Here is a 10,961-nt window from a genome sequence, read left to right on the forward strand (position 1 = left end):
TACAGACCGCCGGGAATCAGTAGTGTGCCGCACGTGTGCCAGATGCCCGCCGCGGCGGCTCGGCCCTTCATGAAGTTGTAGCCATTGATCACATGTGCGCCACCGAGTTCGGTTGCGGGATACATGGTCCGCACCGAGTTCCGTCGACGCGCGGCGTCGGCGAGTTCCTGCGTCGTGTGCCCGATGTATCCGAGAACGAGCTCGGTCCCGTTCGCCTCGAGCGTGTCCAAGATCGCGTCAGCTCCGCGCGTTGGGCTCATGGTTTCCTCATCTCCTCGGTTGGCCGCGACATCGACACGGCGTCGTGCCCCTTCTCAAGCAGGCGTGGGGTGTCATCGTCGCGCGCGACCGCGGACCTGCGTTAGATGCATCTGCAGGTTGTCGGCAATCGGGCCCCAACTTCCCCTGACCAGACCGTAAGCTAATTCGTGATGCACGTCACGAAGGAGGTGTCATGCCCGCGGTCACCCAGGCTGGCACCGACATGAAGCCGAGATCGAACGGTGACGCAGCCGCCGCCGACCAGGGCGCGCTGTCACTGGCCGTGACGGGTCTCATGGAGGTCGATGCACTCGCAGGGCGGGTGGCGAGTCGGCTCCACACCCAGTTTCCCGACGATCTGATCAACGTGACCATGGTCGGTGGCGACGGAACGCTCGCCGTCCGTGCGACCTACGGCAATCGCACGATGGCGATGTCCAGCCTGACCTTTCCGATCGCGGGCGGCATCGGCGGCCTGGTCGTGCGCGAGAGACGCATGGTGGCGGTGCAGACGTACGGCGAGTCGGCAGCCACCCGCCCGTTCATCGACCTGATGGTCGAGCAGGAGGGCATTCGCGCCGCCGCGGGGGTTCCCATCCTGGTGAACAACCAGGCGCTGGGCGTGATCTTCCTGGGCCGGCGGGGAGAGGCTGAGATTCCCGACGCAGATCTCGACGTGTTGCAGGACACTGCCCGTTCCGTGGCCCCGCTTGTGGGTGCATCCGTTCAGATGTCTCTGGCGGTGGAGGCGGCGCGCTCCGAGGAACGAAACCGACTGGCGATACACCTCCACGACCAGCTGATGCCCCTGCTATTTGCGATCGGTGCGTCGGTGCGGCGGACGCGCGAGACGATGGCCCGCCCGGCTCGCGACACCCTGGCCCAACTCAGCCAACTCGAAGAACTGACCGCCTCGGCCAATGCCCTTGCCCGATCGGCGATGACGGAGTGGGGGCCGCTGCCGCGGGCCCAGAAACTCGCCGTGTCGTTGAAGTCCGTATGCGACCGGTTCACCGTTCTCACCGGCATCCCGGTCAGCCTCGGCTTCGTCGGACACCAGAGGGTCGTCGATGCCGCGGTCCTGGAGACGCTCGTGGCAGTGGCAATCGAAGCGTTGAACAACGTGGCAAAACACTCACCCGCCGCCTCCGTGGCGGTGACGGTGACGACGGGCCCCGACGAGGTGACGATGGCCGTCCTCGACGACGGACCGGGCCTGCCGCCCACGTTCGAGGCCCGGTCGATTACCGACCCGTCCGCGGGTGAGCACTACGGCCTGGCCAACCTCGCCCACCGGGTGTCCCTGCTCCAGGGGCAGTTCGACGTGCAGAACTTCGAGGATGGCGGCGTCACCGTCAAGGCGTCCATCCCGCTGGGGATGCCGTGAGCTCCGCCCCCAGGTCACCCGTCAGCGTCGGCATCGCCGATGACCACCCCGTGGTCATCCGCGGCATGCGCCAGCTACTCGCCGCCTCACGCTATCACGTTGTCTGGGAAGCTCATTCGAAGGACGAATGCCTCGAATCAACCCAAGGCGAGGCACCGGATCTCATCCTGCTCGACTTGCGCCTCGGACAAGATCTGGGTCCCGACGTGTGTCGCGAGCTCAGGTCGATCAACGCGTCGTCCCGGATCGTGATGCTGACCGGACATGAGGATCTCAGCCTGCTCAAGGCCTGTCTGGCCGCGAATGCCCGCGGTGTACTCCTCAAGGACGCCCGCGATCTAGATCTGGTACGGGCCCTGGACCGCGTCATGCTGGGGGAACTCGTCTTCGACCCACGCGTCGAGGCTCAGCTCGACCCTGCCGTCATCGACGAGAACGCCCGCCTCGAAACACCTTTGACGGAGCGCGAATACGACGTGCTGCGACTCGTCGCCCGCGGCCTCAACAGCCGCGAGATCGCTTCTCAGCTGTTTCTGTCCACCAACACGGTGCGCAGCTACATGCAGTCGGTCCTCACCAAGCTGGGTGCCCATACCCGGATCGAGGCGATCGGCACCGCTCGCACTCTCCGACTCCTGTGAGCCGTCGAGGCGCCGCGGTGCCGCCGCCCCGATGCCGGCTAGTGGAGCGAACCCGCAGCCACGGCGGCGTCGACGCGCTGTTCGCGTGACCGCCTGCTCAAGATGTGGTCAGCGGACCGGAGCGCCAGGGCGACCGTCTGGAGGGTCGGGTTGCACGAATTGCGCTCCGAAAGCAGCCCGTTGCCGCCGACGTAGAGGTTGTCGAAACCCCAGACCCGAGAATCGCTGTCCGCAACCGAGGTTCCATCGTCGGCCGATCCCATGCGGTACGTTCCCATCAGGTGCAGAGACGTGCCCCAGGGGCCGAGCAGCGGTCGCCATCCCTCCCCGTCGATGCCGATAGCCCGACACATCTGGAAGTGCTCGGCCACCATGTCGCTGACGATGGACCAATCGGACTCGTTTGGGCTGAAGGTGCTCTCGTGCACGGGGAGCCCGAACTCGTCGAGTCGGTTTGGGTCGAAGGTGAGCCTGTTCTCGGGCCGCGGCGTCGAGCCACTGAAGTAGATCAAGTCCCCGGTCAGGCGCGTCGGGACTCCCGGCGTGTCCGCTAGATAGGGCGTACGGCTGAATTGTGTGTGCCACTTGCGATCCCGCGAGTACGGCACCCACACCGAGAAGCTCGGATCATCCTCGTCGACGCCACGGAGCAGCTCCGGGTCGAGCTGGACTCGGGTGGCGAACATGGGGTGGTCCATCATGTAGGCGCCCAGCGCCGGGCTGTCCATGCCGGAGGCGAAGAGGAGCTGGGGGGTCCCGACGGTCCCGCCGGCGATCACGTAGGAGGCGCCGCTGACGACCTCCACCGGGCCGCCGCCCGCCGACTGGACCTCGATACCCGTCACGTATCCGCCCCGGGTGACGATCCGCCTGGCGATCGTGCCGCCTCGGATGTGCAAAGTGGGCGGCGAGGCATCGAGATCGCCCAGGAGGATGTCATCCGAACCTGCAAACCGGATCTGGCCGTTCTCGGTCACCGCCGCCGTCGGCATCGGTTGCGCCTCGCGGCCGGCTGGCAGGGGCGGCAAGAACGCCCTCATCCGGTCGAGCAAACGCGCCTCGCGCACCGAACCCGGCGCCAAGCGGTCGCGCACGAGCAGCAGCTTCCGCGCCCGGCCCAGCAGTTCGGGCCAGGCGTCCGACGGGATGGCCGAATTGCGCTCGTCCACGTCTGGCTCCGGACAGTTGTTGAACCACAACGTCATGCGCCCCCCGACGGCGTGAACGGTGGTGAACCGCGCGACATCGCCCCTCTGTTCCTTCACGCCGCCGTGGTTGACCAGGCCCCGGCCCATGATCTGGGCGAAGTCGTCGAGCTGGTCATCGCTTGGCGCGTCGTTGCGCAGATGACGACCGGGGCGTCCGGAGCCCGCGTCCTGCCCGGCCTCGATCAGGATGACCGAGCGGCCGTCACGTAGGGCCTCGCCTGCGACGGTGGCGCCCGCTGCGCCCGACCCCACCACGACGACGTCGGCTTGGTTGATGTTCATGTGTTCCTCCTCTGAAGTTCTGGGCAGGCAGGCTGCGTTAGATGCTGATGACGACCTTGCCGACGGCGGCTCCCGACGCAGCTCGCTGATATCCGGCGACGGCGTCGTCGAACTGGTGGACGCTGTCGATGACCGGCTTCAGCCGCACGCTCTCCACCGCGGCGAGCATCGCCTTCAACGCGTCCCGGTCACCGACTGCAAGGACACGCAGGGTGGCCCCGCTACCGAAGAGCTCGAAGAAGTTGATGTCGGCGTGCTCGAAGGAGTCCAGGAAGCCGATGATCTCGATCTCTCCATCGGCGGCGATGGCCCGCATGGACTGGCTCAACGTGCCCGCCCCGCCGATCTCGACGACCCGCTGCACACCGGCCCCACCGGTCAGCGCCTTGGCGTGCTCACCCCAGGTCGGGGTCTCACGGTAGTTGACCACGTGGTCGGCCCCGAGAGCACGCAGTACCTCGGCCTTCTCCGCATTTGAGGTCGTGGCAATGACGTTGGCGCCCAACAACTTGGCGAGCTGGACGGCGAACAGGGAGACACCTCCCGTGCCCTGGGTGAGGACGGTCTGGCCGGGTCCGACGGGCCGGCCGTTCTGCAGCGCCGTCCAAGCGGTGACAGCCGCGCACGGCAGGGTCGCCGCCTCCTCGTAGGTGAGGTAGTCGGGAAAGGGGACGACGGCCTCCTGGCTCACCACCTTGTACTCCGTCAGCCAGCCGTTGCGACTGCTTCCGTACTGATCGCTGCCGGCATCGGCAGGTGCGGCGCCCCCGAACCATCGGGGGTGAAAGCCGTTGATGACGTTGTCGCCCACCGCGAAGGAGGTGACCTCGTCACCGACGGCGACAATCTCGCCAGCCCCGTCGCTGAGCGGAATGAGTCCGGCGACGTGCTCGAGGGGGTACTGACCCGTGGCCATGGCGAGGTCGCGGAAGTTGAGCGAGGCGGCACGAACCCGTATCAACACCTCCCCGCGGCCTGGGGTGGGGACGTCTTCCTCGGCGATCTTCAGATCGTCGAATCCGCCGAAGTCGAGAAGTCGGTAGCTCTTCATGTCGTTCTCCTGTCGTGGTGCCTTCGATGTGGTCGGTCTCCAGATGGACGAGAGCCGACGATGAGTCGGTGCGGGGTCTGCACCGCCTCGGGTCTCGCTACGCGGACGAACTGTCGGTCGTCCTGCCCAGTTCGTAGGTCTCGCTGTGCGAGTGGCTGTATCCCTCGATGGCGTTGCCCCACGGGTCCTCGAGGTAGACCATCTGATAGGGCAGGTTCTCGAACATGGTCCAGATCTGGGAGCGCTGCCGCCCACCGCCGGCCACCGCGCGGGCGGCCAGGCTCTCCAGATCGGAGTCCACGACGCACAGGTGGCTGAAGCCGACGCGACGGAACTCGAAGGAGTCAGGCTGGTCGTAGTCGGGGTAGGCGAACAGTTCGATAACGGCACCTCGTCCCGAACCGATGTGCGCCATGCGCACCGTCGACCAGTCGTTGCCCCAGATGTCTTCGGTGATGGCTCCGAACCGACCTTGACCACAGATGATCTCGCCCGGTGGCGTCAGCTGCACGTAACCGAGGACGTCGGCATACCAGACGAGCGCCGCGTCCAGATCGGGAACGGTGAGTCCGACGTGGGTGATCGGCAGCTCGGGCTGCGCGGGTTGAACCATGAATCCACTCCATCTCTGCTCTGAGGAGACCGAGCCCGGAACCGGCGGCAGGAGGCCGTTCGGCGAACTGGACTGTGTCTTGGGCAACAGCACCGTAGGAAGCGGAAGAGGTGCTCCTCCAGATGCATCTGCATGTAGTTGACGAATCGCGTTGGCGCGCAGAACAGCACACGGGTAATCGGCTTGCAGGCAACCGACGGTCACCGTTACCCGCAGATGCATGTGGACCACGGCGAGCGGAGGGGCTATCAATGGAGGGCCGCCAACGAGACTCCACCCGAGTCGTGGGGCGACGTGGCCGCTCACCTGGAGGACGCATGACGATCAGTTCGCAGGGCCTCGACCAACCCGTCTCGTTGGATGCGCTCTGGCAGCCGATCACGATCGGGACGTCGACGGTCCTGACCCATCGGATCATCCAGTCGGCGCACGACCAGAGCTGGGGTGGCCCCGACCTGATGCTCGGCGAGAAGGCGATCGACTACTGGCGCGACCGGGCTCGCGGCGGCGTGGCACTGATCATCACCGGCGCCCAGACCGTGCACCGTTCGGCGCTCGGTCACATCGTCGGCGGTTCGGAGGGGTGGCGGCCCGGCGCTCGCGATCAGTACCGACTCCTGGCGGATGCCGTTCACGAATACGGCACCAAGGTGTTCATTCAGCTTGGCCACTGGGGCGCCGAGGACGTCGGCATGGCGCACCTGAACAACTTTCGGGAGCTGTGGGCACCGTCCGACGTGGCGTCGTTCATCTCCGGGGAGCATCCGCGACCGCTGGAGCCCGCAGACATCTCGGAGCTGATCGAGGGGTACGTCGCGACGGCGGTCAACGCGCAGGAAGGGGGGTGCGACGGCGTCGAGTTCCACGCCGCGCACGGGTATCTCGGGATGCAGTTCCTCTCACCGCTGACGAACCATCGGGTGGACGACTACGGCGGGAGCACCGAGAACCGGTGCCGTTTCGCGATCGAGGCCGCCCGGGCGATCCGCGAGCGCTGTGGTCAAGACTTTCCGCTCGGCATTCGACTGGCCCTCGACGAGAAGAACCCGACCGGCGCCGGCATCGACGCCGACGAAGGCGAGCGCATTGTGCGGGTTCTCGCGGACACCGGACTCTTCGACTACTTCAACGTCAGCGGCGGCGCAGCCGCCACCGCGCACGAGTTCATCGCCCCGATGACCGCGGAGATACGAGAGCAGTTCGTCCCGTATGCCGAGCGGGTCAAGGCCATGGTCGACGTCCCGGTCTTCATGGCCGGGCGGGTCACCGACATCCGACGGGCGGCGGTCCTCGTCGCGGAGGAACGGGTCGACGTGGTGGCCATGACGCGAGCGCACATCGCCGATCCCGAGATCGTGTCCAAGGCGCGGTCGGGCCGGATCGACGAGATCCGGGAGTGCGCCGGGATCAATCAGGGTTGCATCGCACGGGTCTTCGTCGGGCAGGAGATGACGTGCACACAGAATCCCACGGTGGGCCGGGAATCCGAATGGGGACTCGGCTCGCTCGTGGCCTCCTCGCACCCGAAACGGGTGCTGGTGATCGGCGGTGGTCCGGCCGGCCTGAAGACGGCCGAGATCGCCGCCGCACGTGGACACCACGTCACCCTGTACGAGCGGGAGGAATCACTGGGCGGGCAGGTGCGCCTCGCGGCGATGCTTCCGAGCCGGTTCGAGTGGAACGTGGTCGTACGCAACCTTGAACGTGCCGTTGAACGCCTGGGCGTCGAGGCCCATCTGGGCGTCGAGGTGACACCCGAACTCGTCGAGGAGCTCGACCCGGACGTCGTGGTCTCGGCGACGGGCTCGCGCTTCGCCACCACGGGGTGGTCAGTCGCGCGCGGTGAACGCCCCGGCATTCCCGGCCTCGCGGACGCTTCGGTAATGACGCCCGCCGAGGTCCTGACGTCACCCGAGTCCTGCGGTCACGAGGTCGTGATCGTCGACGAGCTCGGCACGTACGCACCACTCGGCGTCGCCGAATACCTCGCCGACCGCGGCCACCGGGTGCGCATCGTGTCGCGCCACATGTTCATCGGGGCCAAGACCATGGCCACCCTGGACCTGCCCGTCATCTACCCGCGGTTGGCGAACAAGGGGGTCGCGCTCCAGCCGCAGAGCTTCGTCGAGCAGGTCAACGCAGACAAGACGGCCGAGGTGATGGCCATGTGGGACGGCTCGACGGTGCAGGTTCCGGCCGACACGGTCGTGCTGATGATGGAACGCAAACCACGCAACGAGCTGTACGCGTCGTTGACGGCCGCGGGGGCACGCACGGTGCACCGCATCGGCGACTCGCTCGCTCCCCGCGACGTGGATGCCGCGATCTACGACGGGGAGCGGCTGGGACGGGCCCTCTAGCGTCACTCCACCTCCTTGAGAACAGATGGGAAGCCAATGACGACGACACACAACGTTTCAGGCGAGGGACCTGCTGGCCGTCCGGCGCCCGCCGGCCACGCGATGCTGTTCTGTCCAGCCGACCGACCCGACCGCTTCCGCAAGGCTCTCGAGGCGGCCGATGCGGTCATCATCGACCTCGAGGACGCCGTATCGCCCGACGGCAAGGACCGCGCCCGCGACACCGTCAGCGACGCCCTGTCGTGGCTACCACCCGACCGCACCGTGGTGCGGATCAACTCACCACGCACCGACACGGGGGTCGCCGACCTGGAGATGCTTCGGCACTCGCCGGCCCGATTCGTCATGGTGCCCAAGGTCGAGGCCGAGGAGGAGATCGAAATGGCGGCACCGCTAACAGTGATCGCCCTCTGCGAGACCGCCCGCGGGATCCAACGAGTCCCGGTGCTCGCCAACGCCGATGGGTGTGTCGCCGTGATGTGGGGCGGGGAAGACCTCACGGCCGACATCGGCGGAAGTCGCAGTCGAGGCACCGACGGTGCCTACCTCCCGCACGTGCAGTACGCCCGTAGCCGAACCCTGATCGCCGCCGCAGCGGCAGGGATCGCGGCATGGGACGGCGTCTACTTAGACATCGCCGACCTGGCCGGGTTGGAGAACGAGACCCGCGACGCCGTGTGCATGGGATTCGACGCCAAGGTGATCATCCATCCGAGTCATGCCGCCGTCGTCCGCCGCACGTACCGCCCCGCAGACGACCAGATCCGCTGGGCCGGGAAGCTCTTGGATGCAGTGCGGGCCGCGGGATCGGGTGTCACCACCTTCGACGGTCGAATGGTCGACGGACCGCTCATCCAGATGGCCGAGAACATCCTCCACGCCGCGCGCGTGCCGCAGTGACCTAGATCTACCCGGACCTCCACTCGTAGAAAGCGATTTGCTCATGACAGTCGACGTCACGGTCAACGACTTCGTCGCCACCATCACGATCAACCGTCCCGACAGGTTGAACGCGATGGACGGGCCCACGTACACGGCGCTGTCGCAGGCGTGGGAGAGGGTGCGAGACGACGCCGACATCCGGGTTGCCGTCGTCACCGGCGCCGGCGACCGCTCGTTCAGCGCGGGCGCCGACCTGAAGAGCTTCATCTCCGCGCCAGGTGATCTGTCCCGGTTCTGGAACACACAGCGCGATCAACTCCTCAACCGCGGGCTGGAGGTGCACAAGCCGGTCATCGCCGCCGTCAACGGTTACTGCCTCGGTGGTGGGATGACATTGCTGCTGGCCACCGACATTCGGCTGGCGGCACCGCACGCCACCTTCGCCCTGAGCGAGGTCAAACGCGGACTCCTGCCGGCCAACGGCGGGACGCAGCGGATACTGGAACAGCTGCCCTACCCGTTGGCGATGGAGCTGCTGTTGCTCGGTGAGCCAATGGATTCCGAGTCGGCCAAGCGGTGGGGGCTAATCAACGAGGTCGTTCCCAAGGAAGACTTATTGGATGCCGCCCTGGACTACGCCCATCGAATCGCTGCCCTACCGCCGCTAGCCGTTCAGGCGTGCAAGGAGTTGGCCGTGCGCGCGCGAGACATGGATCGCCCGTCCGGCTTTCGACTGGAGCAGACCATGCTGCGGATGCTGCAGTTCACCGAGGACTCCCAGGAAGGAATTGCCGCGTTCAGCGAGCGACGGGCGCCCGAATACCAGGGACGGTGAGTGGTTCTCTCCGGGACGTCGACGTCGTGCTCGCGGTGGCGGCCGTCGTGGTCAGTGGGAGCGCAGGCGTTGGGTGATGAACAGCGCAGCGCGGTCGACTGCCTCGCCTGCTTCGTCGATCTGTCCGATGAACGCCGGGAACACGTGAGGGACGTTCGCGACGACATCGAGTATCGCGTCCCGCGCCCGGTTGGCGAGGCGTACCGAATCGTCGAGCAACAGTTCATCCGTGCCGACCTGCAACAGGATCGGCGGAAACCCCGTCAGATCCCCAAGCACCGCGGGTGCCAGGAGGGGTTGGCCCGGGTCCTGCCCATCCAGGTACAGATCCCCGGTGCGGGCCATCGCGTCTCGGGTGAACAACGGATCGATGCCCTCTTTGGTCGTCATCGATTGGCCGGTGCGCGAATGGTCCAGGCCAGGCGAGAACGCTACGAGACCCGCCGGCAGCGGCAGCCCCGAGTCCTTGGCCGCAAGGGTCGCGGTGACGGTCAGGCCCCCGCCAGCGGAATCGAGCAGATGCGCACGGGCTTCGCAGAATTCATGGGCAGCTTCCCGGTCCCAGGCGGCATCACGCGGGCCAGGCCGGCGGGGTGGCGATGTCGGGTCTCGTGTCGGCCGACCCGGACTCGAGCAACAGCACGCGGACCGACGGGTCCTCGGACAGTCGGGCGGCAATCACGCACCCACATTGCGTCGGCGGGGTCGCGCCGACGTCAGTGGATGGGGTTGCGCGGTTGCAGCACGAAGTCGTAACGCGCGGTCGGCTAAGGAACATTGCCTACGCCGCCGTCAGGATTGCTGTCCAGACTCGGTGGCATAGATCTCAAGGGAAAGCCGTCGATAGTGAGCCGCAGAGCGTCACGCTTGGCTTGCGAGGTGATACGGCTGGCGTGGAGCGCCAACGCGCCGGTCGATTCGCTCCCCGTTGCCGTTGCGAGCAGTTGGTCGTTTCTGCGCGGGTGCTTCCGCACCGCCGCGAATTATCTCCGTGTGGAGGGCTTGATCGGATTCGTCATAGGTACCCCTAACGGCTTCTTCCGATCTAGCATATCTGATGACGCATGCACTCATATTCTGCAGCGGTGAGACGTTCGTCGCAATCGTTCGAGGAAAGTCCGGCACGGGTGGCGGGGTAGCACGTGGAGTCGATGCGCACCCGCACCGAGGCCATCGCCATCACAGATCCTTCTGCATAGCCATGCCCAGAGGGCCCCGGCCCTGGCCGATCTCCTCGAAACCTTTGCGCTGATATAGCTTTCGCGCAGGATTACGCACATGAACGTTCAGGCACAGCGCGGTCTGGGTTCCCGCGCATTGCACAAACAGAGCATCCAGTAGTGCACCACCCACCCCGCTGCCACGCATATCAGGCACCACGGCAATGCAGAGTTCCGGCAACGGAACTCCGGCAGAGCCGACGCGCAAAGGAGGTTCAATG

Annotated in this window: 11 protein-coding genes; 5 read left to right on the forward strand and 6 right to left on the reverse strand. The window is 66.4% G+C overall.

From position 1 onward, the window contains the following. Positions 1 to 260 (reverse strand): thiamine pyrophosphate-binding protein (locus tag ABW137_RS08205; protein ID WP_526398726.1); only part of this gene is annotated, 260 nt, incomplete at its 3' end. A gap of 194 nt (positions 261 to 454) precedes the next feature. Between ABW137_RS08205 and ABW137_RS08210 the strand changes: the two genes are divergently transcribed. Both ABW137_RS08210 and ABW137_RS08215 read left to right on the forward strand, forming a co-directional pair. Then, on the forward strand, positions 455 to 1,648 hold the full coding sequence (locus ABW137_RS08210) for a GAF domain-containing sensor histidine kinase (protein ID WP_526398728.1): 1,194 nt from the start codon (positions 455 to 457) through the stop codon (positions 1,646 to 1,648). Beyond that, the gene (locus ABW137_RS08215) at positions 1,645 to 2,289 is read left to right on the forward strand and encodes a response regulator transcription factor (RefSeq protein ID WP_526398730.1); all 645 of its coding nucleotides are present in this window, start codon (positions 1,645 to 1,647) and stop codon (positions 2,287 to 2,289) included. Before ABW137_RS08210 ends, ABW137_RS08215 begins: the two co-directional genes overlap by 4 nt. Before the next feature lie 38 nt (positions 2,290 to 2,327). Here the strand turns inward: ABW137_RS08215 and ABW137_RS08220 are convergent, their stop codons facing one another. The 3 genes from ABW137_RS08220 to ABW137_RS08230 form a co-directional block, all read right to left on the reverse strand. After that, positions 2,328 to 3,779, reverse strand: a complete 1,452-nt coding sequence (locus ABW137_RS08220) for a GMC oxidoreductase (RefSeq protein WP_526398732.1) — start codon at positions 3,777 to 3,779, stop codon at positions 2,328 to 2,330. 37 nt (positions 3,780 to 3,816) lie between these two features. Continuing rightward, positions 3,817 to 4,830, reverse strand: coding sequence for a zinc-dependent alcohol dehydrogenase family protein (locus ABW137_RS08225; protein WP_526398734.1), 1,014 nt, complete (start codon positions 4,828 to 4,830; stop codon positions 3,817 to 3,819). A gap of 97 nt (positions 4,831 to 4,927) precedes the next feature. Next, positions 4,928 to 5,443 (reverse strand): VOC family protein, encoded by a 516-nt coding sequence (locus ABW137_RS08230; RefSeq protein WP_526398736.1) that lies wholly within the window; start codon positions 5,441 to 5,443, stop codon positions 4,928 to 4,930. A gap of 317 nt (positions 5,444 to 5,760) precedes the next feature. Here ABW137_RS08230 and ABW137_RS08235 point away from each other — a divergent pair, with 317 nt between their 5' ends. Genes ABW137_RS08235 through ABW137_RS08245 form a run of 3 tightly spaced genes read left to right on the forward strand, consistent with a single transcriptional unit; the run spans position 5,761 to position 9,520 of the window. Further along, complete coding sequence (locus tag ABW137_RS08235; RefSeq protein WP_526398738.1) at positions 5,761 to 7,803, forward strand: FAD-dependent oxidoreductase; 2,043 nt, start codon at positions 5,761 to 5,763, stop codon at positions 7,801 to 7,803. 36 nt (positions 7,804 to 7,839) lie between these two features. Continuing rightward, a complete protein-coding gene (locus tag ABW137_RS08240; RefSeq protein ID WP_526398740.1) occupies positions 7,840 to 8,703 on the forward strand; it encodes an HpcH/HpaI aldolase/citrate lyase family protein in 864 nt (287 codons plus the stop codon). Between the two features lie 43 nt (positions 8,704 to 8,746). After that, positions 8,747 to 9,520: an enoyl-CoA hydratase/isomerase family protein gene (locus tag ABW137_RS08245; RefSeq protein WP_526398742.1), complete on the forward strand. Its 774-nt coding sequence runs from the start codon at positions 8,747 to 8,749 to the stop codon at positions 9,518 to 9,520. Positions 9,521 to 9,571: 51 nt separating this feature from the next. Here the strand turns inward: ABW137_RS08245 and ABW137_RS08250 are convergent, their stop codons facing one another. Both ABW137_RS08250 and ABW137_RS08255 read right to left on the reverse strand, forming a co-directional pair. After that, on the reverse strand, positions 9,572 to 10,039 hold the full coding sequence (locus tag ABW137_RS08250) for an alpha/beta hydrolase (RefSeq protein WP_526398746.1): 468 nt from the start codon (positions 10,037 to 10,039) through the stop codon (positions 9,572 to 9,574). 660 nt (positions 10,040 to 10,699) lie between these two features. After that, positions 10,700 to 10,961, reverse strand: a 262-nt coding sequence (locus tag ABW137_RS08255; RefSeq protein WP_526398744.1) for a GNAT family N-acetyltransferase, incomplete at its 5' end; no start/stop codon positions are given.

Origin of the sequence: Mycobacterium sp., assembly GCF_040509115.1 — a bacterium.
Lineage (GTDB): Bacteria > Actinomycetota > Actinomycetes > Mycobacteriales > Mycobacteriaceae > Mycobacterium.

What these genes read in the sequence shown, in the direction of transcription:
- ABW137_RS08225 (WP_526398734.1), bottom strand. Translation starts at nt 4,830, where the DNA reads ATGAAGAGCTACCGACTTCTCGACTTCGGCGGATTCGACGATCTGAAG.
- ABW137_RS08220 (WP_526398732.1), bottom strand. Translation starts at nt 3,779, where the DNA reads ATGAACATCAACCAAGCCGACGTCGTCGTGGTGGGGTCGGGCGCAGCG.
- ABW137_RS08230 (WP_526398736.1), bottom strand. Translation starts at nt 5,443, where the DNA reads ATGGTTCAACCCGCGCAGCCCGAGCTGCCGATCACCCACGTCGGACTC.
- ABW137_RS08240 (WP_526398740.1), top strand. Translation starts at nt 7,840, where the DNA reads ATGACGACGACACACAACGTTTCAGGCGAGGGACCTGCTGGCCGTCCG.
- ABW137_RS08235 (WP_526398738.1), top strand. Translation starts at nt 5,761, where the DNA reads ATGACGATCAGTTCGCAGGGCCTCGACCAACCCGTCTCGTTGGATGCG.
- ABW137_RS08210 (WP_526398728.1), top strand. Translation starts at nt 455, where the DNA reads ATGCCCGCGGTCACCCAGGCTGGCACCGACATGAAGCCGAGATCGAAC.
- ABW137_RS08245 (WP_526398742.1), top strand. Translation starts at nt 8,747, where the DNA reads ATGACAGTCGACGTCACGGTCAACGACTTCGTCGCCACCATCACGATC.